This window comes from Kitasatospora sp. NPDC001660, assembly GCF_053596725.1.
Genome location: NZ_JBSFGU010000013.1, coordinates 25,164 through 50,408, shown reverse-complemented (window position 1 = coordinate 50,408; position 25,245 = coordinate 25,164). Strand labels below are relative to the sequence as shown.

Sequence of the window (25,245 nt, the reverse complement as noted above, 5' to 3'; positions counted from 1 at the left end):
ATCCGAGACCACGAACAAGGACAAACACGTGGACCTGTTCGAGTACCAGGCGAGGGACCTCTTCGCCAAGCACGGCGTGCCCGTGCTTGACGGCGACGTCATCGAGACCCCCGAAGCGGCTCGCGCCATCGCCGAGCGCTTCGGCGGCCGCGCCGTCGTCAAGGCTCAGGTGAAGGTGGGTGGCCGTGGCAAGGCCGGTGGCGTGAAGCTCGCCGCCGACCCGGCCGACGCCGTCGCCAAGGCCGAGGCGATCCTCGGCATGGACATCAAGGGCCACACCGTCCACAAGGTGATGCTGGCCCAGACCGCCGACATCAAGGACGAGTACTACGTCTCGTTCCTGCTGGACCGCACCAACCGCACCTTCCTGGCCATGGCCAGCGTCGAGGGCGGCGTGGAGATCGAGGTCGTCGCCGAGGAGAACCCCGACGCGCTCGCCAAGATCCCGGTCGACGCCAACGAGGGCTGCACCCCGGAGAAGGCCGCCGAGATCGTCGCCGCGGCCAAGTTCCCGGCCGAGGTCGCCGACCAGGTCGCCGAGGTCCTGCAGAAGCTGTGGAAGGTCTTCATCGCCGAGGACGCCCTCCTCGTCGAGGTCAACCCGCTGATCAAGTCCGGTGACGGCAAGATCATCGCGCTCGACGGCAAGGTCTCCCTGGACGAGAACGCCGAGTTCCGCCAGCCCGAGCACGAGGCCCTGGAGGACAAGGCCGCGGCCAACCCGCTGGAGGCCGCCGCCAAGGCCAAGGGCCTGAACTACGTCAAGCTCGACGGCCAGGTCGGCATCATCGGCAACGGCGCGGGCCTCGTCATGAGCACCCTCGACGTGGTCGCCTACGCCGGTGAGAACCACGGCGGCGTCAAGCCCGCCAACTTCCTCGACATCGGCGGTGGCGCCTCCGCCGAGGTCATGGCCAACGGCCTGGAGATCATCCTGGGCGACGAGGACGTCAAGTCCGTCTTCGTCAACGTCTTCGGCGGCATCACCGCCTGCGACGCGGTCGCCAACGGCATCGTGCAGGCCCTCGCGCTCCTGGAGAGCAAGGGCGAGAACGTCACCAAGCCGCTCGTCGTCCGCCTGGACGGCAACAACGCCGAGCTGGGTCGCAAGATCCTGACCGACGCCAACCACCCGCTGGTCCAGCAGGTGGACACCATGGACGGTGCCGCCGACCGCGCCGCCGAGCTGGCCAACAAGTAAGGAAGGGGACTTTCACACCATGGCTATCTTCCTTACCAAGGACAGCAAGGTCATCGTCCAGGGCATGACCGGCTCCGAGGGCATGAAGCACACCCGCCGCATGCTCGCCTCCGGCACCCAGATCGTCGGCGGTGTCAACCCGCGCAAGGCCGGCACCACGGTCGACGTCGACGGCACCGAGGTGCCCGTCTTCGGCACCGTCGCCGAGGCCATGAAGGAGACCGGTGCCGACGTCACCGTCATCTTCGTGCCGCCGAAGTTCACCAAGGACGCCGTCGTCGAGGCCATCGACGCCGAGATCGGCCTGGCCGTCGTCATCACCGAGGGCGTCCCGGTGCACGACACCGCCGCCTTCTGGGCCTACGCCGGCTCCAAGGGCAACAAGACCCGCATCATCGGTCCGAACTGCCCCGGCCTGATCAGCCCCGGACAGTCGAACGCCGGCATCATCCCGGCCGACATCACCACCTCCGGCAAGATCGGTCTGGTCTCGAAGTCCGGCACCCTGACCTACCAGCTCATGTACGAGCTGCGCGACATCGGCTTCTCCTCGGCCGTGGGCATCGGCGGTGACCCGGTCATCGGCACCACCCACATCGACGCCCTCAAGGCCTTCCAGGAGGACCCGGAGACCGAGATCATCGTCATGATCGGTGAGATCGGTGGCGACGCCGAGGAGCGTGCCGCGGCCTACATCAAGGAGCACGTGACCAAGCCGGTCGTCGGCTACGTCGCGGGCTTCACCGCCCCCGAGGGCAAGACCATGGGCCACGCCGGCGCCATCGTCTCCGGCTCCTCGGGCACCGCCCAGGCCAAGAAGGAGGCCCTCGAGGCCGCCGGTGTCAAGGTCGGCAAGACGCCGTCCGAGACCGCCCGCCTGGCGCGCGAGATCATCGCCGGCTGACCCCTGCCCGGCTGACGAGTGCCCCCGTCCGGTTCGCCGGGCGGGGGCACTCGCCGTTTCGTCAGTGCGCCGGGGTGCAGGGCAGCGGCGCCCAGCGGGCGCACTTCGGCGGGCCCTGCGGCGGCGGGGCTCCCGCCTCCCGGGCCGCCGCCGGCAGCTGCCACAGCGCGGCCGCCCGCGGCGGCGGATCCATCACCACCGCCGGCAGCCCCGGCGTCGGGCTGCACCACAGGCTGCTGATCCCACCGGGCGGCCGGCCCGGCGCCACCAGCGCCACCGGCGCCCTGGGCTCGTCCGCGTCCGGCGCCCGGACGCACACGGACGGCTCCGGCGACTCCGGTTCCCGGAACAGCGCCGCCGGCCGGCCGCCCGTCAGCGTCAGCATCGCGGCCCCGCCCAACGACGCCATCAGCAGCGCCACCGCCCCCGTCAGCGCCGCGCTCCGCAGCCCGTGCCGGGCCCGCAGCACCGGCACCGCCGGCCGGTGCGGCTGCGGGCATCCCCGCACCGCCGCCCCGTGCAGCAGCCGGCTCAGCCGGTCCGCGAACCCCGGAGCCCCCGGATCCGACCCCACCAGGTTGGGCACCCACTGCGCCAGCGAGGCCCGCGCCACCCACACCCGCCCCTCCGCGGCCGCCAGCGTCGACTCCACCTCCACCGCCACGGCCGCCGCCGGCAGCCCCAGCCCGTCGTGCAGCACCAGCGCCCACCGCTGCGGCCGGGACAGCCGCTTCAGCGCCTTCAGCAGCGCCCGGTCCCGGTCGGTCAGCCGGTCGTGGTCCGGCAGCACCGCCTGCGACTCGTCGGCCGGGCGCACCCTGATCCGCCGGTGCGGCAGCCGCCACGCGTGCGCCTGCCGCGGCCCGCTCCTGTGCCACGGCGACAGCGCCAGCTCGCACGCCCGCACCCGTACCCACCCCTCCGGATCCCCGGACCCGGCCACCGCGCCCCATCCGCGCCGCGCCTGCGCGAACGCCCGCCGGACACAGTGCGCCGCCCGGTGCCGGCACGCCGTCAGCAGGAACACCTGCTGCACGAGCCGCGCGTGCGAGCTCTCGTACAGCTCCTCGAACGTCCCCGCGCCGGCGTTGTCGCGCCCGCCGACCCGCGGCCCGGGGCCGGCCCGCCTCCCGTCGGCCCGCTGCTCCGCGTCGTCCCCGCTGCGCCTTCCGGGGATCCGTCCCTGGCCGGCCGCGGTCCGGCCGTCGGTCCGGGACATGTGCCGGACGGCTGACAGCGGCTCGGCCGGGCCCTCGCGGAGGTGCTTCGCGAGGGCCGCGGCCTCGGCCTCGGTGGCGACGCCCAGCTTCTTCATGGCCCGCCGGAGGCGGCCGCGGGCGCTGCGGGGGAGGGGGTGGCCGGCGGCGAGGTGGGCGAGGGCCCCGGTCTCACGGGACGTCAGTTTCCGCGTGCGCGGTGGCGTGGTCATCAGACGCTCCGGGCCGGGACGCCGGCGGCTTTGGGGGCAGGGTCTGAAAATGCGCATAAGCCAATAATCTGGGACACGACGGCGGTTTACCGCTTCACGGAGCATGGCGAGTCGCCTTGGCACCATGAGGCGCATGACGCAGCTGATGGGCCGTCCGATCCTGGAGGTGCCGGGCGAACTGGGCGGTCGCCCCGCTCTGGCCGACCTCCTGACCGGGGTGCGGACGGCGCTGGTCGGCCTCGCGGTGGTCGGGGTGCCCGTGCTCGGGCTGTGGGTGGCGACGCCGTACGCGGACAACGGCGCGACCGGTGCGACGCGGCTCGCGGGGGCGCTGTGGCTGCTGGGGCACGGCGCGCCGCTGCTGCGCGGGCACGCGGGGGCGCCGCTGACCGTCACTCCCTTGCTGCTCGCCGTGTTGCCGGTGGTTCAGCTGTTCCGGGCAGGCGCCCGGGTGTCGGCGCGGCGGGGGCTGCGGTCGTGGTGGGGCGGCCCGGTGGCGGTGTGGGCGGGGTACTGCGGGGTGGCGGTCGCGGTCGTGGTGCACTGCGCGGGCGCGGGGCTGTTCCGGACCCGGGTGCTGCCGGACGTCCTGGTGGTCGGCCTGCTGGCCGCGCTCGCGGTCGGCGCCGGGGCCCGGTCGACGCGTGAGGCCGGCGAGCCCGTGGAGCCGTACGAGCCGTACGAGCCGTACGAGCCGTACGAGCCGTACGGGTCCCACGCGCCCTACGAACTCGGCGATCCCGATGTGTCCGGGGCCGCGTTCCTCGACCGTCTCCTCGACCGCCTTCCCGAGCGCGCCCGCCCGGCGGACTGCGCGGAGGCCGTCCGCCGTTCGGCGCTCGCGGCCGGTGCCGGGCTGGTGGCGGCGGGCGGAGTGCTGGTCGCCGTCGCGGCGGTGTCGGACGCGACGGTCGGCGGCGGCCGGGGGATGGCCGTGCTGGGCCGGGGGTCGACGGCCGTGGTGGGGCTGGTGCTGCTGGCGGTGGTGCTGTTCCCGAACGCCGTCCTGTGGGGTGCGGCGTACGCACTGGGGCCGGGGTTCGCCGTGGGGGAGGGGACGGTGGTGGCGCCGGGCGGCGCGGCGCTCGGGCCGGTGCCGGACTTCCCGTTGTTCGCGCTGCTCCCGGAGCCGGGCCCGGGCGGCTGGCGGCTGACGGCGCTCGTGCTCCCCGTCCTGGCCGGGGTGGTCCCGGCGGTGCTGCTCGGGCGGGCCGCGGCGCGGCGTGCGTGGCACCCGGCCGCGACGGCGGTGGCGGCCGTGCTGGCGGCGCTGCTGACGGGCGCCGGGGCGGCCGTGCTGGGCTGGCTGTCCGGTGGCGCGCTGGCGGGCGGCCGGATGGCCCGGCTGGGGCCGGTGCCGTGGTGGGCGGGTCTGGCCGCGGCCGGCTGGTTCGTCGTGGTGGTGGTGCCGGGGGCGCTGCTGGTGCGGTACCGGGCGATGGGCCCGGCCGGTGCGGCACCGGGCGTCCTCGCGGGCCTGGCCGGCCACGCCCGCCGGAGCGGCTGGCAGTTGCGCGCCGGCGTGCACGCCGCGGTGCTGTGGTTGGGCGGACGCGCCGGGGAGGACGGGGGCCGAGGCGTGTCCCGCGGATCGGGCCGGCTGCCGCGACGCCGGTAGGCCCTAGTTCCTGCCGTTCCCGACCAGGTCGACGTACCACTGCGGCGCGAGCCGACTGCAGTTGTCGGCGCCGACCGTCGTCAGCGAGTCGCGGACGCAGGTCACGTAGTTGTCGTAGTAGAGCCCGAGGCCGATCACCGAGGACGCGACCACGACCGTCATCGCGCCGGTGAGCACCCCGGCGAGCGCGGCCGGCGTGAGCGGGTTCGGTCCACCGGGCGCGACGCCCACGGCGGTGGACGGCCTGGGGGCGCGCATCGCGCCGATGCCCCACACGATGCCGAGCGCGCCGGCGAGCAGCGCGACCCAGGTGAACCCGGCGAGCACGCAGATCAGCGCGAACAGTCCGGCGAGTGCCGCGTTGCGGGCCTTGCGCTGGGCCGGATCGGTGGGGTCGAGCCGGGGCGGCTGCGGGGCCGGCGGGCGAGGCTGCCAGCCGTCGCCGCCGGGCCGGCCGGGGCCCTCGCCGCCGGGGTGGTCGCCACCGTCGCCGGGCCGGGGAGTGCGCGGCTGCCACGGCTGGTCCGGGGCATCCGCCGGCGGCGGCGCGAAGGGGTTGCGTTCGCCGGTGTCGTCACCGCTGCTCATGGTTCGGCCATTCCTTCTCGATCGGTGGGGCGGGTGCCCGCGCCCCCTATGATCCCGCAGCGGTCCGACGGCCCCCCGGTGGCCTGCCGCGCCGCCCGCGGGGAGATCCCCGTCTCAACTACGCGCGTAGCCCCGCCCGGAGCGTTCGGAGGCCGTCCGACCAGCCGTTATCGTGGTGACGGTCAGCAGCTCACATCGGTTCCCGGGGGCCCGCGTCGCGGCGGGTTGTCCTGGTGTTCCCCCTCGCTCGACCTGCCGTTCGTAGTGGCCCCACCGCCGGTGGACGTACCAGCGGGCGGCGCCCGACCTACGGAGAATCGCGCAGTGGCCGCCGCCCCCGCCCAGCTCTTCCCGCCCCGTACGCCCGGACCGGCCCGCCTGGTGGTGCTGGTCTCCGGCTCGGGCACCAACCTCCAGGCGCTGATCGACGCCGTCGCCGATCCGGCCTACGGGGCCGAGATCCTCGCCGTGGGTGCGGACCGCGACGGCACCGCCGGCCTGGAGCGTGCGCAGAGGGCGGGCCTGGCGACCTTCGTCCACCGGGTGAAGGACTTCCCGGACCGCGCCGACTGGGACCGCGCGCTGACCGCCTCGGTCGCCGCCCACGAGCCGGACCTGGTCGTCACGGCCGGCTTCATGAAGATCCTCGGCCCCGAGTTCATCGCGGCCTTCGCGGGACGGATCGTCAACACCCATCCCGCACTGCTGCCGTCCTTCCCCGGCGCCCACGGCGTCACCGACGCGCTCGCGTACGGGGTCAAGGTCACCGGCTGCACCGTCCACCTGGTCGACGCCGGGGTGGACACCGGGCCGATCATCGCGCAGGGCGTCGTCGAGGTCGCCGACGCCGACCACGCCGATGGCGGCGAAGCGCTGCACGAGCGCATCAAGACTGTCGAGCGCAAGCTGCTCGTCGACGTCGTGGGCCGGCTGGCCCGCGAGGGTCACCGCATCGAGGACCGAAAGGTATGGATTCCGGCACATGAGTGAGCGCAGCATGGGGGTCCCCCCGGCCGGAGGCTGGGGGAGAGTCGTCGAGGAAGGTGCCTGGCGCGCAACGCCCGCCGAGCGCAGCGAGGTGGGAGCATGAGTGCCGGCTCCACCACGCCCCCCGTTTCGGAGAACATCCGTCCGATCCGTCGCGCGCTGATCAGCGTGTACGACAAGACCGGTCTGGAGGAGCTGGCCCAGGGCCTGCACGGCGCCGGGGTCGCCATCGTCTCCACCGGCTCCACCGCCGGCCGGATCGCCGCCGCCGGCGTCCCGGTGACCGAGGTCTCCGAGCTGACCGGCTTCCCGGAGTGCCTGGACGGGCGCGTGAAGACGCTGCACCCCCGCGTGCACGCCGGCGTGCTCGCCGACCTGCGCCTGGAGTCGCACCGGGCGCAGCTGGCCGAGCTGGGCATCGAGCCGTTCGACCTGGTCGTCGTGAACCTCTACCCGTTCAAGGCCACCGTCGCCTCCGGTGCCACCCCGGACGAGTGCGTCGAGCAGATCGACATCGGCGGCCCGAGCATGGTCCGCGCCGCCGCCAAGAACCACCCGTCGGTGGCCGTCGTGGTCGACCCGGCCCGCTACGGCGACGTGCTGACGGCCGTCCGCGAGGGCGGTTTCGACCTGGCCACCCGCAAGCGCCTGGCCGGTGCCGCGTTCGCCCACACCGCCGCCTACGACGTGGCCGTCGCCTCCTGGTTCGAGGCCGGCTACGCCCCGAGCGACGAGCGTTTCCCGGAGTTCCTGGGCGCCACCTGGGAGAGGCAGAACGTGCTGCGCTACGGCGAGAACCCGCACCAGGGCGCCGCGCTGTACACCGACGGCACGGGCGGCCTGGCCGGCGCGCAGCAGCTGCACGGCAAGGAGATGTCGTACAACAACTACGTCGACACCGACGCCGCCCGCCGTGCCGCGTACGACCACGCCGAGCCGGCCGTCGCGATCATCAAGCACGCCAACCCGTGCGGCATCGCGACCGGCGCCGACGTCGTCGAGGCGCACCGCAAGGCGCACGAGTGCGACCCGGTCTCCGCGTACGGCGGCGTGATCGCGGTCAACCGCCCGGTCACCGTCGAGCTGGCCGAGCAGATCGCCCCGATCTTCACCGAGGTCGTCGTGGCCCCCGGTTACGAGGAGGGCGCGGTCGAGGTCCTGGCCCGCAAGAAGAACCTTCGCGTGCTGCTCGCCCCCGAGGCGCCGGTCAACCGCCAGGAGGTGCGCCCGATCTCCGGCGGCGTGCTGCTCCAGGACGCCGACCGGGTCCAGGCCGAGGGCGACGACCCGGCGAACTGGACGCTGGCCACCGGCGAGGCGCTGTCCGAGGCGGAGCTGGCCGAGCTGGCCTTCGCCTGGCGGGCCTGCCGGGCCGTCAAGTCCAACGCGATCCTGCTGGCCAAGGACGGCGCCTCGGTCGGCGTCGGCATGGGTCAGGTCAACCGCGTGGACTCGTGCAAGCTCGCGGTCGAGCGGGCCGGCGAGCGGGCCAAGGGCTCGTACGCGGCCTCGGACGCCTTCTTCCCGTTCCCGGACGGTCCGGAGATCCTGATCGCCGCTGGCGTCCGGGCGATCGTCCAGCCGGGCGGTTCGATCCGCGACGCGGAGGTCATCGAGGCCGCCGCCGGTGCGGGCGTCACGATGTACTTCACCGGCGCCCGGCACTTCTTCCACTGATCTCCCGTCCACCGGTCCTCGGGCCGGGTGACGGCATGACGGTGTGACAGAGCGGCCCGGTCCCCTCCACCGAGGGGACCGGGCCGCTCTGTCGTCCGGTGCGCGTTACTTCTTGATCACCAGGGTGCCGGCGGCCCGGTCGTGCCAGCCCTGCAGCTTCCCGGAGTTGTCGAAGAACGGGGACAGGTAGACCAGCGCGGCGCCGATGTAGCAGAGGAACACGCCGACGATCGGGATGATGAAGCGGATGAAGCCGCCGCCGAGGCCCGGGACCTGACCGGTGCTCTCCTTGACCACGCGCAGGCCCATGGCCAGCTTGCCGAGCGTGGCGCCGGCGAAGGCCACCATCAGCCACTCGTAGAGCAGGTTGAACACCGCCAGCACGCCCATCATGATCATCATGGTGGTCAGGAAGCTGGTGGCGGCCTGGGTCTGCTCGTTGAGGCAGGACGCGTACTGCGCACTGTCGGCGTGGATGCCGCCGTAGGCGTACTGCGAGCAGTCCTTGGTCTTCTGGCTGATGCCCAGCACGCTGGCCATGCCGAGCGCCATGACCACCCCGATGACCGCGGTGACCGCCAGGCCGTCGATCAGGCGGGCCACGAACCGCTGGCCCATGGTGGCCAGCTTCACCGTGCCCAGGGCGGCGATGTTGATGTAGCCGTTGTTGGCCTGGAGGGTGCCGGGCTGCGGCGCGTAGCCCGGGTACGCCTGCTGCTGCGGGACGCCGTACGCCGGCGGCTGCTGCGGGTAGCCGTACCCCGCGGGCGGCGGGGCCTGCTGCGGGTAGCCGTACCCGGCGGGCGGCGGGCCCTGCTGCGGGTAGCCGTAGCCCTGCTGCGGCGGCTGGTTGTACGGGTTGTTCGGGTCGGGCGGGTAACTCATTTGTGCCTCCGGGCAGATACTTGGACGTGGGGACGGGACGGCGGAGGACCGGATCCGGCCGACGGTCGGGTTTGCGGGACGGACGGGACGCCGGGCCCGCTGAGGGTTCGGCCCTTCGGGCCGCACGACCGGGCGCCCGGCGTCGGTGGCTCAGGAGCGGGCCGGGTGCGGAGCGAGCGGAATCATCGACGGCCCCGCAGCGGGAACCGCGCCGCCGCGAACGCGGTCGGGCGGCACGGTCACATGTGGTCGGTTCAACGCTCTTCCCCCGGGTACGCCCCGCCGTGGTGTCCGTCGGCCCGTCACCGGGCCGGTCGCGGCAGGGGATGCCCGCATATCGTCGACCGGACGGCATCGTCGTGTCCAGCCGCTCGGGCACGAGGGACCGTACTGTGGCGCAACCGCAATGCGGTACGGACCTTCCGTGCCCGTCCCGTTCCTCCGGGGCCCCCGGCGGACCCGCCGCGGAGCGGGTCGGGCGCCCTGGTGCGGCAGCTTGCCGCGATCCGGGAGAATGGGGTCATGACTGCCCAGATTCTCGATGGCAAGGCCACCGCCGCCGCGATCAAGTCCGAACTCGCCGTCCGCGTGGCGGCCCTCAAGGCGAAGGGCGTCACGCCCGGCCTCGGCACCGTCCTGGTCGGCGACGACCCGGGCAGCCGCTGGTACGTCAACGGGAAGCACAAGGACTGCGCCGAGGTCGGCATCGCCTCGATCCAGCGCGAGCTGCCCGCCACCGCGACCCAGGAGGACGTCGAGAACGTCGTCCGCGAGCTCAACGCCGACCCCGCCTGCACCGGCTACATCGTCCAGCTGCCGCTGCCCAGGGGCCTGGACCAGAACCCGGTCCTGGAGCTCATGGACCCGGACAAGGACGCGGACGGCCTGCACCCGACCTCGCTCGGCCGCCTCGCCCTCGGCATCGAGGGCCCGCTGCCCTGCACCCCGCTGGGCATCGTCGAGCTGCTGCGCCGCCACGGCGTCGAGATCAACGGCGCCGAGGTGGTCGTGGTCGGCCGCGGCATCACCGTCGGCCGCTCGATCGGCCTGCTGCTGACCCGCCGCTCCGAGAACGCCACCGTGACCCTGTGCCACACCGGCACCCGGGACCTGGCGTACCACCTGCGCAAGGCCGACATCGTCGTGGCCGCCGCCGGCGTGCCGCACCTGATCAAGCCGGAGGACATCAAGCCGGGCGCGGCCGTCCTGGACGTGGGCGTCAGCCGCAGCGAGGGCAAGATCGTCGGCGACGTTCACCCGGGCGTGACCGAGGTGGCCGGCTGGATCTCCCCGAACCCGGGCGGCGTGGGCCCGATGACCCGCGCGATGCTGCTCAACAACATCGTCGAGGCGGCCGAGCGCCGCGCCGGCATCTGACTCCTCGGGAGACGGCGGACATGAGTGACCCACGACCCGCGGCACGGTCCCGGCGCCGGCCGGTCAAGACCACCGGCACCATCCCGCCCGAGGGCTCGGCCGCGGCCCTCGGGCGCGAGCACGCCCTGCCGGTCCGGCAGTGGCCGATAACGCTGGTCCTGCTGGTGGTCGGCGCCGGACTCGCGGTCACCTGGTTCGCCGACTTCAAGGACGGCTTCAAGTACGGGCTGCTGATCCTCGGCGCCGGCGTGCTGCTCGGCGCCGCCCTGCGGCTGGTGCTGCCCGAGGTCGGGATGCTCGCGGTGCGCAGCCGCTTCACCGACGTGATCGTGCTGGGCTTCCTGGGCTCGGCGATCATCCTGCTGACCCTGGTGGCGCAGCCGAACCCGTGGCTGGAGTTCCCGCTGCTCGACAACATCGGGCAGTTGATCGGACGTCCCAAGCACTGATCCGCGGCACCGCCCGCACCACGGCCCCCGTCCCGGCCCCCGGGCGGGGGCCGTCGGCTGTGACGCATCAGCCATGCCCGCACACGCGGCGTACGCTTCCCTTTGCGATAACCTGACGCCGGTCTCTCGATGTCGAGAGACCATCCTCGGCTCCAGTGCCGGTGTGCCTGGGGCACCTGGCGATTTTGCTGGAGAAGGTAGAAATGACCCGCACCCCCGTCAACGTCACCATCACCGGAGCGGCCGGCCAGATCGGCTACGCGCTGCTCTTCCGCATCGCCTCGGGCCACCTGCTCGGTGCCGACGTGCCGGTGAACCTGCGCCTCCTGGAGATCCCGCAGGGCCTGAAGGCCGCCGAGGGCACCGCCATGGAGCTCGTCGACTGCGCCTTCCCGCTGCTGCGCGACATCACGATCACCGACAACCCGAACGAGGCCTTCGACGGCGCCAACGTCGCCCTGCTGGTCGGCGCCCGTCCGCGCACCGCGGGCATGGAGCGCGGCGACCTGCTGCAGGCCAACGGCGGCATCTTCGGCCCGCAGGGCAAGGCCATCAACGACCACGCCGCGGACGACATCAAGGTCCTGGTCGTCGGCAACCCGGCCAACACCAACGCCCTGATCGCCCAGCGCAACGCCCCGGACGTCCCGGCCGAGCGCTTCACCGCGATGACCCGCCTGGACCACAACCGCGCGGTCGGCCAGCTGTCCGCCAAGACCGGCGCCCTGGTCTCGGACATCAAGCGCGTCACCATCTGGGGCAACCACTCCGCGACCCAGTACCCGGACATCTTCCAGGCCGAGGTCGCCGGCAAGCCGGCCTTCGAGGCCGTCGGCAGCGACCAGGCCTGGCTGGAGAACGACTTCATCCCGACCGTCGCCAAGCGCGGCGCCGCCATCATCGACGCCCGCGGCGCCTCCTCGGCCGCCTCGGCCGCCAACGCCGCCATCGACCACGTGTACACCTGGGTCAACGGCACCGCCGAGGGCGACTGGACCTCGATGGGTGTCGTCTCCGACGGCTCCTACGGCGTCCCGGCCGGCCTGATCTCCTCCTTCCCGGTCACCACCAAGGACGGCAAGTTCGAGATCGTCCAGGGCCTGGAGATCTCCGACTTCTCGCGTGCCCGCATCGACGCCTCGGTCAAGGAGCTGACCGAGGAGCGCGACGCGGTCCAGGAGCTCGGCCTGATCTGACGGCCCGAGTTCCTCGGCCGGTCTGATTTCCTCCGACGGCCCGCCGCCTCCCTCCCCGGGAAGCGGCGGGCCGTCGCCTTACACTGGCGCGCTGTGAACGAAACCATCGGGGACGCGGCGCTCGTCCTCGTCTTCATCCTGCTGGGCGGCCTGTTCAACGTCGCCGAGATCTCGCTGATCTCGCTGCGCGAGGGCCAGATCCGGACGCTGGAGGCGCAGGGCACCCGGCGGTCCGCCCGGGCCGCGCACCTGGCCGCCGACCCCAACCGCTTCCTCGCCGCCGTGCAGGTCGGCGTGACCTGCATGGGCTTCCTGTCGGCCGCCTTCGGCGCGGACACCCTGGCGGGCAAGGTCGCCCCGCTGTTCGTGCGGGCCGGGCTCGCCGAGGGCGTCGCCGACGCCGTCGCCCTGGTCGGCCTCACCCTGGTGATCAGCTACGTCTCGCTGGTGCTCGGCGAGCTCACGCCCAAGCGGATCGGCCTCCAGCGCGCGGAGTCGATCGCCGTGACCGCCGCGCCCGTCGTGGACGTCATGTCCTCGGTGCTGCGGCCGGTGATCTGGCTGCTCGGGCACTCGACCAACCTGATGGTCCGGCTGCTGGGCGGCGACCCGGCCGCCGGCCGCGGCTCGATGAGCTCCGAGGAACTCCGCGGTCTGGTCGCCGCCAACACCGAACTCGGCAGCGACGAACGGGCGTTGATCGCGGACGTGTTCTCCGCCGGGGAACGGCAGCTGCGCGAGGTGATGGTCCCGCGCACCGAGGTGACCTTCCTGGACGCCGAGCGCCCGCTGGCCGCCGTCCGCCACCAGGCCGAGACCTCGCCGCACTCGCGCTACCCGGTGGTCGAGGGCAGCGCGGACGCGGTGGTCGGCTTCGTCCACGTCCGCGACCTGTACGGCGCGCGCGGCGAGCAGGCCGCCAAGGTCCGCGACCTGGCCCGCCCGGTCAAGCTGCTGCCCGGCACCAAGCTGGTGCTGGAGGCGATGGGCGAGATGCGGCGCGAGGGCCACCACCTGGCGATCGTGGTAGACGAGTACGGCGGCACCGCGGGCATCGTCACCCTGGAGGACCTCGTCGAGGAGGTCATCGGGGAGATCCGGGACGAGTACGACCGCCCGGAGACCGCCGCCACCCGCCGGCTGGCCGGTGGCGGCATGGAGCTGGACGGCCTGCTCAACCTCGGCGACTTCACCGAGGAGACCGGTGTCACGCTGCCCGAGGGCCCGTACGAGACGGTGGCCGGCTGCCTGGTCGCCTCGCTCGGCCGGCTGCCCAGGGAGGGCGACCAGGTGCGCGTGCCGGTCGACGGCGACGCCGGGGTGCTGCTGACGGTGGCCAAGCTGGAGGGCCGGCGGATCGCCCGGGTCAGGGTGAGTGCCGTCACACTGGCGGAACCTCCAGGGGCAGAGGTTTCCTGACCGACCGGTGGAACTGGAACAATGGCCCGCATGGTCAACGCAGCGGTCACTGGTCCGGTCAAGGACCGTCCCCGGGTGCTCTCCGGGATCCAGCCCACCTCCGGCTCGTTCCACCTCGGCAACTACCTGGGCGCGGTGCGCCAGTGGGTCGACCTGCAGAAGGACAACGACGCCTTCTACATGGTGGTCGACCTGCACGCGATCACGGTGCCGCAGGACCCCGCGACCCTGCGCGAGAACACCCGGATCTCCGCCGCCCAGCTGCTCGGCGCCGGTCTGGACCCGGAACACTGCACGCTCTTCATCCAGTCGCACGTGCCCGAACACGCGCAGCTGGCCTGGGTGATGAACTGCCTCACCGGCTTCGGCGAGGCCTCCCGGATGACCCAGTTCAAGGACAAGTCCGCCCGGTACGGCGCCGACAGCACCACGGTCGGCCTGTTCACCTACCCGATCCTCCAGATCGCGGACATCCTGCTCTACCAGGCGGACGCCGTCCCGGTCGGCGAGGACCAGCGCCAGCACGTGGAGATCACCCGGGACATCGCGGAGCGCTTCAACTCCCGCTACACCCCGACCTTCACGGTGCCGAAGGCGTACATCCTCAAGGAGACGGCGAAGATCCAGGACCTCCAGGATCCCGGCGTCAAGATGAGCAAGTCGGCCTCCTCGCCCAAGGGCCTGGTCAGCCTGCTGGACGACCCGAAGGTCAGCGCCAAGAAGTTCAAGAGCGCCGTCACCGACACCGGCACCGTCGTCTCCTACGACGAGGACGGGAAGCCCGGTGTCTCCAACCTGCTGCGGATCCACTCCGCGCTCAGCGGCCGGTCGGTCGAGCAGCTGGTCGCCCACTTCGAGGGCAAGATGTACGGCGCCCTGAAGACCGAGCTGGCCGAGCTGTTCACCGAGTGGGTCACCCCCTTCCAGGAGCGCACCCGCACCTACCTGGACGACCCGGCCGAGCTGGACCGGGTGCTGGCGCTCGGTGCGGAGAAGGCCCGCGAGGTGGCGTCGCGGACGCTGGAGACGGTGTACGACCGGATCGGCTTCCTCCCGGCCGCCAAGCGGTGACTGCCCTCACACGCCTGCCCGGTGGTGGCGACCTCCCGGAGGTCGTCACCATCGGCGTGTCCGTGAGCGTCCCGGACCCGTACGGCGCGCAGATCCAGGACGCCCGGGCCGGGCACGGCGATCCGCTCGCCCGGTCGATACCGACGCACGTCACGCTGCTGCCGCCGACCGAGGTGCCGGCCGAGGAGCTGCCGAAGATCGAGGAGCACCTGGCGGCGGTGGCGGCGGCGCACCGGCCGTTCGGGATGCTGCTGCGTGGCGGCGGCACCTTCCGCCCGGTCTCCCCGGTGGTGTTCGTCCGGGTCGAGGAGGGCGCGCAGGAGTGCCGGCTGCTGGAGGCGGACATCCGCTCCGGCCCGCTGGCCCGCGAGCTGGCGTTCCCGTACCACCCGCACGTGACGGTGGCGCACGGCCTGCCGGACGACGTGCTGGACCAGGCGTACGAGCAGGCGCGCGGCTTCCGGGCGGCGTTCCCGGTGCCGGGCTTCGGCCTCTCCCGGTTCGACGCGGACGAGGTCTGGCGGCCCTGGCGGAGCTACACGTTCTCGTGAATCAGTTCTCGTGACCCGCTTGCCGTGACTCGGTTGTCGTGACCCGGTTCTCGCGGATCAGCTTGCCGTGCGGGTGAGTTCGAGCATCCGGTCGACCACCCGGCGGGCCGCGCCGCCGTCGTCCAGCCCGCAGTGGGTGGCCCGGAAGCGGCGGTAGCGCTCCGCGTACTTCGCGGTCGACCCGGTGCCGCCGGCGGCGAGTTCGCGCAGCGCGCCGATCAGCTCGGCCGAGCTCGGGACGAGCGGGCCGGGGGCCTCGGTGTCGAAGTCGAAGTAGAAGCCGCGCAGGGTGTCGCGGTAGTGCTCCAGGTCGTAGGTGAAGAAGAGCACCGGGCGGCCGGTGATCGCGAAGTCGAACATGATCGACGAGTAGTCCGTCACCAGCACGTCCGCGACCAGCAGCAGCTCCTGGACGTCCGGGTAGTCCGCGCAGTCGTACAGGAAGCCGTCTCCGGCGCCCGGCAGCGGCTCGCGGACGTGCGCGTGCGGGCGGATCAGCAGCACGTGGTCCGGGCCGAGGGCGCGGCGCGCCTGGTCGAGGTCGAGCCGCAGGTCGAGGCGGAAGCCGTCGCCGTCGCCGCGCTGCTGGTCCTCGCGCCAGGTCGGCGCGTACAGCACGATCCGCTTGCCGTCGGGGATGCCGAGGCGGCGGCGGACGGCCGCGGCGGTGCGCTCGCTCGGCCGGGCCAGCACGTCGTTGCGCGGGTAGCCGGCCTCCAGGATCTCGCCGCCGTACCGGAACGCCCGGCGCAGGATCGGGGTGGCGAACGGGCTGGGGGAGACGAGCAGGCTCCACTGCGGGGTCTCGCGGTCGAGCGCGTCCAGGTAGCCGTGGTCGGCCAGCCAGGGGTTCTCGACGTCGTGGGCGATCCGCTTCAGCAGCGAGCCGTGCCAGGTCTGCACGACCACCTGGCCGCGGCGGCGCTCCAGGAAGTCCGGGAAGTGGGTGTTGCCGACGAGGTACCGGCAGGTGGCCAGTGCCCGGTACCACTCGGGGCTCCAGATCCGCACCGCGGTGACCCCGGGCGGCAGGTCCGCCTGGGCGTCGTCGACCACCCACAGGTGCTCCAACGGCAGCCCGCGGCGGACGAGTTCGGCGTGCACCGCGCGCGGGGAGTCGGCGTAGCCGCGGCCGCCGAACACGTCGTACAGCACGGCCTCGCGCAGCGGCTCGCGGCGGGCGGCGGGGTAGCCGGAGGTCCGCAGGCGGGACTGCGTCCAGGCGCTGCGCTCGGTGGCGCTGAGCACCGGCGTCGAGTCCACCAGCAGGGTGTCGTGCCAGCGGCGCTGGAGCAGGACGGGCTTGCCGCCGGCCTGGGTGGCGGCCGGCAGGCCGGCCAGCGCGGCGGGCGCGGCGAGCAGCGGGCGGGTCGGGCCGCGGCGGTCGGCCGGTTCCAGCGCGGCCTCCCAGATGCCCTTGCGCAGCGGCAGCGCGACGCCGTCCGAGCCGGTGCGGGTGGCGGGCACCCGCACCCGGAACCGGCCGTCGGAGCAGGCCTCGACCGGGCGGCGGACCTCGCCGGCCGTACCGGTGTGCCGCAGCACCAGCTCCAGCCGGCCGGCGGCCGGGCCGGGGCAGTGCCCGGCCAGCTCGAAGCCGCCGGCCCGGACGGTGATCCGGTCGACCAGGCCGGCCGCGGGCTGGACGCAGACCTGGAGCCGCCCGTCGGCGAGGTGCTTGAGGTAGAGCGCCCGGTCCGCGGTGCCGGGCAGCCGGTGCTGGGCGGCCACCGGGCCGCCGCGCTCGTCCATGACGAGCTGCTCGGTGCGGCCGTCGGGGCGCCGCAGTTCGGCGTCCCAGTGCTCCAGGTCGCCGGCGCCGCGTCCGTCGGCGGTGAACGGCCGGTAGGGCAGGTGGACGGCGAAGGTGTTGCCGGTACGGGCGACGGGCTGCTCGACGACGGCGTCGCTCTGCCGGTGGCGCAGCCGCAGCACGGTGCCGGACGGGCAGTGGTCGGCGGTGCCGCGCAGGTCGACGCCCCCGTCGCCGGGGGAGGCCTGGGTGAGCCGGACGCCGGGGCGTTCGAGCAGCAGGCTCAGCCGGCCGTCTGCGAAGTGCGGCTGGAGGCGGACGTCGCGGCCGACCCAGCGGGCCGGCGGGTACTCGCCCGAGCCGCACCAGTGCGGGGCGAGCGTGCCGTACTGGCGGCGCACCCGGGTGGGGCGGGGGCGGGTGAAGAGGGTGGTCTCGATCTGCCAGTCGCCGAGCAGCCACGCGCCGCCGCGGCGCAGCCGGCCGGGCTCGATCACGGCGGTGAAGCCGGACCAGTCGTGGTTGTGCTCGGGCTGGGCGCTCTCGTCGGTGACCTCGGGCAGGCGCCGGGGCCTGGTGCGCACGTGGACGGGCGGCTGCGCGCGGTCGGGGTGGCGCAGGGTGAGCCAGGTCCAGGCGGAGCCGGCCCGGCCGGTGTCCTGGCCGTGCGGGCGGGCGAAGCCGGTGAGTTCGAGGCCGCGGCCGGTCCAGCGGGCGCGCAGCAGACCGAAGACGGCGTCCTCGGACCCGGTGGGCAGTGCGGTGGTCACACGGGGGTCGGCGTGCGGCAGGACGAGCCGTGTGAGGACTGGCATTCGGGTGGAGCCCTTCGGGGACGGAAGCCCGGCTGTGGCGCTGGGCCGGGAAGCTGCCGACCGGCGGGAGCCGGAGCGCTGACAGCCGAATTGACATCCCATACCGGGACGACACCCGGGGTCAACTGTACGGTTCGTAGAATTTCCTGAGAAATTTGCCGACGAAACGCCAGTTCGAGTGCAATGCGGTCGTAAAGGCCAGGGTGCTCCCAGGTAACTGTCAAAAAAGCCGAGGCGCCCGACGTGGAATCACGTCGGGCGCCTCGGAGCGTTCGAGGAAAATTACTCCTTTCGGAGCATGGCGTCGACGACGCGGGCGGAGGCCTTGCCGTCGTCCAGGTCGCAGTAGGCCTCGCGGAAAGCGGCGGCCTTGTCGGCGTACTCGGCGGCGATCTCGTCCACCCGGCCGAGCGCGTCGACCAGTTCGGCGGAGGTGGCCAGCAGCGGGCCGGGCACCTCCGACTCGAAGTCCAGGCTGAAACCGCGCAGGTTGTCCCGGTAGTGCTCGAGGTCGTGGGTGAAGAACAGCATCGGCTTGCCGGTCGAGGCGAAGTCGAAGACCGAGGCCGAGTAGTCGGTGACCAGCACGTCGGCGATGAGCAGCAGCTCCGCCATGTCGGGGTAGCTGCCGACGTCCCAGATGTAGCCGTTGCCGGCGCCCGGGATCTGGCCGCACATCATGCTGTGCCGGCGCACCAGCAGCACCTGGTCCTCGCCGAGCGCGGCCTTGGCCGCCTCCAGGTCGAGCCGCAGGTCGATCTGGTAGCCGCCGTTGGGCCGGCGCCGGTCCTCGCGCCAGGTCGGCGCGTAGAGCACGACCTTCTTGCCCTCGGGCAGGCCGAGGCGCTCGCGGACCTGCTCGGCGGTCTTCTCCCGGTCCGGGGCGAACAGCAGGTCGTTGCGGGGCGAACCGCTCTCCAGGATCTCGCCCTTGTAGTCGAAGGCGCGCTTGAGCACCGGGGCCGCCCAGCTGTTGCCGGCGACCAGCAGGCTCCAGTTCGGGACCTCCCTGGCGAGGCCCTTCAGGTAGTTGGAGTCGGTGAACCAGACCTTCTCGAAGTCCAGGCCGATCTGCTTCAGCGGCGTGCCGAGCCAGGTCTGCACGACCACCTGGCCGGGGCGGCGGACGAAGAAGTCGGGCAGGTGGGTGCTGGTGACGATGTACTTGGCGGTCGCCAGCGCCTCGAACCACTCCGGGCTCCACAGCCGGATCGTCTGCGCGGTCTGCGGCAGGTCGGCCTGGAGGTCGTCGCTGCCCCACAGGTGCTCCAGCGGCAGCCCGCGGCGGACGAGCTCCTCGTGGATCGCCCGCGGCGAGTCCGCGTAGAGGCCGCCGAGGCCGACGTTGTACAGCACGGTCTCGCGCACCGGGTGCCGGCGGGCGGCCGGGTAGTCGGCCGTCCGCAGCTGGCGCTGGCGGTAACCGCTGCGCTCCTCGGGCAGCAGGGCCGAGTGCGACTCCAGCGACAGAGCGTCGTGGTGGCGGCGCTCCAGCACTATCCGCTTCCCGCGGGACTCCACCTCCAGCGGCAGCGTGCCGAAGCAGTCCGGCGAGATCAGCGCGTGCTGGACCACGGCGTCGTCGACCGGGGTGCCGACCGGACGGAAGAAGACGTTCCAGGTGCCCTGGGCGAGCGGCACGCGCCCGGCGAAGGAAGCGGTCGGCACGGCCGGCATCGCGGTGCGGAAGTGGCCGTCGGCGATCTCCACCGGGTAGACGTGTTCCTCCTCGCGCCAGCCGTGCCGGACGACGAGCTCCCAGCGGTGCGCACCGGGCAGCGGGAACGAGCCGCTCAGCAGGAAGCCGTCGGCGCCGCGCGAGGCGACCTCGTCCACGATCGGCTGGAGCAGCTGGTCGGAGAACTGCAGGTAGCCGCCGGGGGAGGGCTTGGAGTAGAGCGCCCGGCGGTCCCCGGTCGAGGCCTCCGGGTTGAGGACGATGTGCAGCTGCTCGGGCGCGTTGCGGTCGTCCCAGACCAGCGGCAGGGTGCTGCCGTCGGCGAGCAGCAGGGTGGTGTCCCAGCGGTCGCGGGAACGCTCGGCGGCCACCGGGTCCAGCTCGGCCCAGGCCTCACGGAGGGCGGTCAGCTCGGCCGTCGGGAAGGAGGCGGTGAACGGCTGCAGCGTGCCGACCGGCGTGCCCAGCTCCAGCGGGAAGGCCAGCTCGCGGTCGGACTCCACGTGGGTGAGCTGGAGCCGGGCCCCGGCGAAGCTCGCGCCGGAGCGGGCCGCGCCCGCGACCTCCACCCGGCCGGCGTGCGCGGCCAGGCCGGTCACCCGGGCCGTGACGGTCTCCACCTTCAGGTAGACGAAGTTGTCCCGCACCCACGGCACGATCCGCACGTCCGGCTCGACCCAGTGCGCCGGGATGTACTCCGCGGTGTCGCTCCAGCCGGCCGAGACCCGGCCCTTGTACACGCCGCCCTTGCCCGCGCCGGCCACCAGGACGCGCCAGTGGCCGTCCTTCCACTGGCCGCGGTGCCTGAGCTTCTTCGGGTCGAGGGCGACGGTGAAGCCGGCCCAGTCGCAGTTGTACAGGTCGTGGTTGCAGCTCGCGGTGGCCTCGGGGCTGTACTGGGTCTTCATCGGAACGGCGACGACCCGGCGGCCCTTGGTCTCGCGCAGCACCAGCGTGCGGACCATGTCGTGCTTGCCGGCCGCGCCCAGCTGCTCCGGGTACGCGTGCCCGGTGAGCAGCAGCTTGCCGCCGACCCAGGCCGACTCGTACAGCCGGCTGCGCATGACCAGCGAGTTGTCCAGCTTCAGCACGCCGGCCGGGACGCTCTTGCGGCCCCCGCGCAGGAACGGGTAGTCGGCGTACGGGCGCAGCAGGCCGCGGGCCTGGACACCGCCGTTGCTCTCGCCCTCGTACTTGATCTGCTCGACGAACTCGTCGATCCGGCCCTGGAGGGTCAGGTGGTACTTGAGCCGCAGCGGCGCGCGCAGCTTGCGGACCTGCTCGGGGCCGATCGCGCGCAGCAGCCGGCTGACGTGCTTGACGTAGGCGTCCCGGTACTCCTTGTCGCCGTCCACGACGGACCAGAAGAACATCGGGATCTCCTCGACGAGGGTGTTCTCGTCGTAGGAGTGCAGGTACTGGGCGAAGCGCGGCTCGGTCTGCTTCTTCAGCCAGCCGCGGACCAGCTCGACCGAGGTGACGCGGTCGATCAGGCCCTTCGGGTTGGTGCGCATCTGTGTGATCGACATCTCGCCGACCTCGCGCTCGCGCCAGTGGTAGATCGGCTCGGCGAGCACGTCCACGCTCTTGGCGAGGTAGTGGTGCGGCACGCTGACCGGGGCGTCCTCGTACAGGATGCCCTCGGGGTACAGCAGGTCCGCCGCGTCGAAGAAGGAGCGGCGGTACACCTTGTTCCACGCGGTGCGGTCGGTGACCAGCGCGGGGATCTCGGTGATGTGGGTCTTGAGCCTGGTCTCCTTGAACGGCTTCACGTGGCCGCCGGACTGGTAGTAGCCGACCGCGCGGAAGCGCAGCACGTTGCCGGTGGCGAAGTCGGAGCCGGTCTCGTCGAGCGTGTTGATCATGAGCTCGTACGCGCTCGGCGGCATCGAGTCGTCGCTGTCCACGAAGCACAGGAACTCGGAGTCCGGGCTGATGTGCCGGATGCCGGTGTTGCGGGCCGCGCCGAGGCCCTTGTTCACCTGGCGGACCAGGCGGAACCGCGAGTCCTTGGCGGCGTAGGCCTCGGCGAGTGCCGCGCTGCCGTCCTTGGAACCGTCGTCGACCATCACGCACTCGAAGTCGGCGAAGGTCTGGGCGGCGATCGAGTCGAGGCACTCAACGAGGTAGCGCTCGACGTTGTAGATCGGAACGACGATGGAGAGGCGGGGAGCCATCGGCTACGCAGGCCTTTCTCGGGAATCAGCGTGGCAGCCCGGTTCGGGGTCTGGCCGCACTTTGAATCGGTGCGTACGTGCACCGCGATCCTACCGCCCGGGCCCAGGCGACCCCCGGGGCCCACTACTCTGGGCCCGTGCCCCGCTTCAGCGTGATCGTTCCCGTGTACCAGGTCCAGGACTACCTCGCCGAGTGCCTCGACTCGGTCCTCGGCCAGGGCGGTCCCGACATCGAACTGATCGCGGTGGACGACCGCTCCCCGGACCGCTGCGGTGCGATGCTCGACGAGGCCGCCGCCAAGGACCCCCGCGTCCGGGTGCTGCACCTGCCGGAGAACGTCGGCCTCGGCCGCGCCCGCAACGCCGGCCTGGAGGTCGCCACCGGCGAGTACGTGATCTTCCTCGACAGCGACGACACGCTCACCCCGGGCCTGCTGGAGGCCGTCGACGACCGGCTCGCCGCCACCGGCGACCCGGACGTCCTGGTCTACGACTACGCCCGCACCTACGTGGACGGCCGGATCACCCGCGCCGCCTCCGCCCACGTCTTCGGCGCCGCCTCCCCGGACGTCTTCGACCTCGCCGCCCGCCCGGACCTGCTCGACCTGCTCCAGGTCGTCTGGAACAAGGCCTACCGCCGCGGGTTCATCGCCGAGCAGGAGCTGGTCTTCCCGGCCGGCTACTACGAGGACACCCCCTGGACGTACCCGGCCCTGCTCGCGGCCGCCAGCATCACCCTGCTCGACCGGGTCGGCGTGCACTACCGCCAGCGCCAGGAGGGCGGCAACATCCTGGCCACCGCCAGCCGCAAGCACTTCGACGTCTTCGCCCAGTACGACCTGGTCTTCGCCTTCCTCGACCGCCGCCCCGACCTCGGCCGCTGGCGCCCGGTGGTCTACGGCAAGATGCTGCACCACCTCAACACCGTGGTCGCCAAGCCCGGCCGGGTCCCGCCCGGCGACCGCCGCGAGTACTTCCGCCGCGCCGCCGCGCACTGCGCCCGGCTGCGCCCGGCCGGCTACCGTCCGCCCGCCGGGGTGGACGGGGTGCGCACCGAACTGCTCAGCCACGGTCGCTACGGCGCGTACCAGGCCGTCCGCGCGCTCGCCCGGGCCCGGCGGCTGGTGAAGCGTTAGGGGCTGTCGCCGGACTCCCGCCTGCGCGGCGGCGCCGGGGCGCACGCCGAGCCTGACGGCCCGGGGGACAGGCCGGTATAACCGGTCGCGTGGACTTCCTGACCCGCCTTCCGGTCGTCGGCCCGCTCGTCGCCCGGGTGCTGCGCAGCCGCCCGTACCGGGTGTACGAGTACTTCACCGCCGCCCGTGGCAACCGGCTGGCCGGCGCGGTCACCTTCTACGGCTTCCTCGCGCTGTTCCCGCTGCTCACCGTGGCCCTGGCGATCGCCGTCGCGACCCTCAGCGACAGCCGGGTCGCCGACCTGCAGAAACGCATCGCCGACCAGCTGCCGGGCATCTCCGACGCGCTCAACCTGCCGTCCCTGGTGGCCAACGCGGGCGCCGTCGGGCTGGTCGGCGGGGCGCTGCTGCTGGTCTCCGGCCTGGGCTGGGTGGGCACCATGCGCACCTCGGTCCGGGACGTCTGGCAGCTGCCCGAGGAGGAGGGCAACGCGATCCTGTGCAAGGCCAGGGACTGCGTGGTGCTCGGCGGCCTCGGCCTGGTGTCGCTGGTCTCGCTGGGCGCCTCCGCCGCCGGGACGACGCTGGCCGGGCGGATCGCCGACGCGATCGGCCTGCACAACGGCTACCTGCTCACCGGGGTCGGCCTCGTCATAGCGGTCGCCTGCGACACCCTGCTGTTCGCCTACCTGCTCGCGCCGTTCCCGGGGATCCACGGCCAGCGCCGGCGCGACGTCCTCCAGGGCGCGCTGATCGGCGCGGTCGGATTCGAGCTGCTGAAGATCCTGCTCGCGTCCTACCTCGGCTCGGTCGCCGGGAAGAGCATCTACGGCGCCTTCGGCGTGCCGGTGGCGCTGCTGCTCTGGATCAACTTCTTCTGCCGGCTGCTGATGTACTGCGTCGCCTGGACGGCCCTGGCCGACCCGGTCGCCGCCCGCGAGCGGACCCGCGAGCACGGGCGGGCGCTGCTGGCGGCGGCGGACGAGATGGAAGCGGCCCGGCCTCCCGCGTGAGGCCGGGCCGGGGCAGGGCGATCCTCAGCCGTTCGAGGGCTAGTCCGTCCGGCGCCGCAGCACCACCAGGGCCCACGTGCCCACCACGGCCCCGACCGCGACGACCGCGAGCCAGCCGCCGACGCCGATCCCGTCGTCCCCGTCACCCGATGCGGCCGATGCCGCCGGGGCGGACGGCGACGGGTGCGGCGGCGGCTCGGGCAGTGCGGAGGCCTCGCCCGCCTGGCCGGTCGGTTCGGCGGTGCCGGCCGGCAGCTCGTCCACCAGCCGGCCCACCGGCTGGACCTTGCCGGCCGCCGAGAAGCCCCAGTCCAGCAGTTCGGCCGTCTCGTCGTAGACCTTCTGGTACGACGCGGGGTGCATCACCGTCACCAGCAGCGTGCGGCCGTCTCGCTCGGCGGCGCCCACGAAGGTCGAGCCGGCGTTGGTGGTGGTGCCGTTCTTCACGCCGATCAGGCCGGGGTACTTGCCCAGCAGCCGGTCGGTGTTGGCGATCCCGAAGCTGCCGCGCTGGCCGGTGTTGCGGTCCACCGCGCCCGGGAACATGGCGGACCGGGTCGCGCAGTACATCCGGAAGTCGGGGTTGCGCAGGCCGGCCCGGGCGAACAGCGTCAGGTCGTAGGCCGAGGAGACCTGGCCGTCCATGTCGTAGCCGTCCGGGGAGACCACCTTGGTGTCCCGCGCCTGGAGGGCGTCCGCGCGCGCCTGCATGTCGGCGACGGTCTGCTGGATGCCGCCGTTCATGTGCGCGAGGACGTGCACGGCGTCGTTGCCCGAGCTGAGGAACACCCCGCGCCACAGGTCCTCGACGCGGTACTCGAGGTTTTCCTTGATCCCCACCAGGCTGCTGCCGGGCCCGATCCCCTGGATCTCCTCGTCCGCGACCTTGTGCACCGCGTTGCGGTCGAACTTGGGCAGCACGGTGTCGGCGAAGAGGATCTTCAGGGTGCTGGCCGGCGCCAGCCGCAGATGGGAGTTGTACGCCGCCAGCACGTCCCCGGTGGCGGCGTCGGAGACTATCCAGGACTGACCGGTCAGATCCCCCGGGAGCGCCGGCGCGCCGGCCAGCGGCGAGACCTGGACCCCGGACTGACCGAGCCGGCCGCCCCCGACCACGGTCGGCGGGGCCGGCTCCGACGGGGCCGCGACCGCCCCCGGGGCGGTGAGCAGCGCAGGAAGGACGGCGGTGGCGGCGACGAGCCGGTGCGCGAGCTTTCGATGGCGTGCAGTCACCCGCAGACCGTACCCACTCAGCGCCCCTGCCGTTCGCCACGCCGCACCTGTCCTCCGCAGGAGGGGCCTGCCCTACGCCGATCGGCGG

Annotated in this window: 19 protein-coding genes; 13 read left to right on the top strand and 6 right to left on the bottom strand. The window is 73.0% G+C overall.

Annotated elements, in window-relative coordinates; genetic code table 11:
- The first annotated feature begins 28 nt into the window (after window positions 1-28).
- Window positions 29-1,201, top strand: a complete 1,173-nt coding sequence (sucC, locus tag ACWCXH_RS16540; protein ID WP_449802142.1) for an ADP-forming succinate--CoA ligase subunit beta — start codon at window positions 29-31, stop codon at window positions 1,199-1,201.
- A 19-nt stretch (window positions 1,202-1,220) separates the two neighbouring features.
- Entirely contained in the window at window positions 1,221-2,105 is an 885-nt protein-coding gene (gene sucD, locus ACWCXH_RS16535; protein WP_449802141.1) for a succinate--CoA ligase subunit alpha, read from the top strand.
- Window positions 2,106-2,166: 61 nt separating this feature from the next.
- Here the strand turns inward: sucD and ACWCXH_RS16530 are convergent, their stop codons facing one another.
- The gene (locus ACWCXH_RS16530; protein WP_449802140.1) at window positions 2,167-3,534 is read right to left on the bottom strand and encodes an RNA polymerase sigma factor; all 1,368 of its coding nucleotides are present in this window, start codon (window positions 3,532-3,534) and stop codon (window positions 2,167-2,169) included.
- 133 nt (window positions 3,535-3,667) lie between these two features.
- Between ACWCXH_RS16530 and ACWCXH_RS16525 the strand changes: the two genes are divergently transcribed.
- The gene (locus ACWCXH_RS16525) at window positions 3,668-5,152 is read left to right on the top strand and encodes a cell division protein PerM (RefSeq protein WP_449802139.1); all 1,485 of its coding nucleotides are present in this window, start codon (window positions 3,668-3,670) and stop codon (window positions 5,150-5,152) included.
- A 3-nt stretch (window positions 5,153-5,155) separates the two neighbouring features.
- On the opposite strand, the gene ACWCXH_RS16520 is transcribed toward ACWCXH_RS16525, so the two are convergent.
- Window positions 5,156-5,740 (bottom strand): hypothetical protein, encoded by a 585-nt coding sequence (locus ACWCXH_RS16520; protein ID WP_449802138.1) that lies wholly within the window; start codon window positions 5,738-5,740, stop codon window positions 5,156-5,158.
- A gap of 324 nt (window positions 5,741-6,064) precedes the next feature.
- On the opposite strand from ACWCXH_RS16520, the gene purN reads away from it, so the two are divergent.
- Together purN and purH are read left to right on the top strand one after the other, a co-directional pair.
- Window positions 6,065-6,730, top strand: a complete 666-nt coding sequence (gene purN / locus ACWCXH_RS16515) for a phosphoribosylglycinamide formyltransferase (protein WP_449802137.1) — start codon at window positions 6,065-6,067, stop codon at window positions 6,728-6,730.
- A gap of 96 nt (window positions 6,731-6,826) precedes the next feature.
- Window positions 6,827-8,404, top strand: coding sequence for a bifunctional phosphoribosylaminoimidazolecarboxamide formyltransferase/IMP cyclohydrolase (gene purH, locus ACWCXH_RS16510; RefSeq protein ID WP_449802136.1), 1,578 nt, complete (start codon window positions 6,827-6,829; stop codon window positions 8,402-8,404).
- Between the two features lie 105 nt (window positions 8,405-8,509).
- Here the strand turns inward: purH and ACWCXH_RS16505 are convergent, their stop codons facing one another.
- A complete protein-coding gene (locus ACWCXH_RS16505; RefSeq protein WP_449802135.1) occupies window positions 8,510-9,289 on the bottom strand; it encodes an RDD family protein in 780 nt (259 codons plus the stop codon).
- Window positions 9,290-9,811: 522 nt separating this feature from the next.
- Here ACWCXH_RS16505 and ACWCXH_RS16500 point away from each other — a divergent pair.
- The 6 genes from ACWCXH_RS16500 to ACWCXH_RS16475 all read left to right on the top strand — a co-directional run bounded on the left by ACWCXH_RS16500 (window position 9,812) and on the right by ACWCXH_RS16475 (window position 15,352).
- Entirely contained in the window at window positions 9,812-10,666 is an 855-nt protein-coding gene (locus ACWCXH_RS16500; RefSeq protein WP_449802134.1) for a bifunctional methylenetetrahydrofolate dehydrogenase/methenyltetrahydrofolate cyclohydrolase, read from the top strand.
- A gap of 20 nt (window positions 10,667-10,686) precedes the next feature.
- The gene (locus ACWCXH_RS16495; RefSeq protein ID WP_449802133.1) at window positions 10,687-11,115 is read left to right on the top strand and encodes a DUF3017 domain-containing protein; all 429 of its coding nucleotides are present in this window, start codon (window positions 10,687-10,689) and stop codon (window positions 11,113-11,115) included.
- 203 nt (window positions 11,116-11,318) lie between these two features.
- Window positions 11,319-12,311, top strand: a complete 993-nt coding sequence (locus ACWCXH_RS16490; RefSeq protein ID WP_449802132.1) for a malate dehydrogenase — start codon at window positions 11,319-11,321, stop codon at window positions 12,309-12,311.
- Window positions 12,312-12,404: 93 nt separating this feature from the next.
- Window positions 12,405-13,730, top strand: a complete 1,326-nt coding sequence (locus tag ACWCXH_RS16485) for a hemolysin family protein (protein WP_449802131.1) — start codon at window positions 12,405-12,407, stop codon at window positions 13,728-13,730.
- 30 nt (window positions 13,731-13,760) lie between these two features.
- The gene (gene trpS, locus ACWCXH_RS16480) at window positions 13,761-14,801 is read left to right on the top strand and encodes a tryptophan--tRNA ligase (protein ID WP_449802130.1); all 1,041 of its coding nucleotides are present in this window, start codon (window positions 13,761-13,763) and stop codon (window positions 14,799-14,801) included.
- A complete protein-coding gene (locus ACWCXH_RS16475; protein WP_449802129.1) occupies window positions 14,798-15,352 on the top strand; it encodes a 2'-5' RNA ligase family protein in 555 nt (184 codons plus the stop codon). The genes trpS and ACWCXH_RS16475 overlap by 4 nt, the downstream gene beginning before the upstream one ends.
- A gap of 57 nt (window positions 15,353-15,409) precedes the next feature.
- On the opposite strand, the gene ACWCXH_RS16470 is transcribed toward ACWCXH_RS16475, so the two are convergent.
- Window positions 15,410-17,920 (bottom strand): CDP-glycerol glycerophosphotransferase family protein, encoded by a 2,511-nt coding sequence (locus ACWCXH_RS16470; protein WP_449802128.1) that lies wholly within the window; start codon window positions 17,918-17,920, stop codon window positions 15,410-15,412.
- A gap of 282 nt (window positions 17,921-18,202) precedes the next feature.
- On the bottom strand, window positions 18,203-21,775 hold the full coding sequence (locus ACWCXH_RS16465; RefSeq protein WP_449802127.1) for a bifunctional glycosyltransferase/CDP-glycerol:glycerophosphate glycerophosphotransferase: 3,573 nt from the start codon (window positions 21,773-21,775) through the stop codon (window positions 18,203-18,205).
- Window positions 21,776-21,912: 137 nt separating this feature from the next.
- Between ACWCXH_RS16465 and ACWCXH_RS16460 the strand changes: the two genes are divergently transcribed.
- On the top strand, window positions 21,913-22,911 hold the full coding sequence (locus tag ACWCXH_RS16460) for a glycosyltransferase family 2 protein (protein ID WP_449802126.1): 999 nt from the start codon (window positions 21,913-21,915) through the stop codon (window positions 22,909-22,911).
- Window positions 22,912-23,000: 89 nt separating this feature from the next.
- Complete coding sequence (locus ACWCXH_RS16455) at window positions 23,001-23,924, top strand: YihY/virulence factor BrkB family protein (RefSeq protein ID WP_449802125.1); 924 nt, start codon at window positions 23,001-23,003, stop codon at window positions 23,922-23,924.
- 39 nt (window positions 23,925-23,963) lie between these two features.
- Here the strand turns inward: ACWCXH_RS16455 and ACWCXH_RS16450 are convergent, their stop codons facing one another.
- Window positions 23,964-25,157 (bottom strand): D-alanyl-D-alanine carboxypeptidase family protein, encoded by a 1,194-nt coding sequence (locus ACWCXH_RS16450; protein WP_449802124.1) that lies wholly within the window; start codon window positions 25,155-25,157, stop codon window positions 23,964-23,966.
- Window positions 25,158-25,245 lie beyond the last annotated feature (88 nt).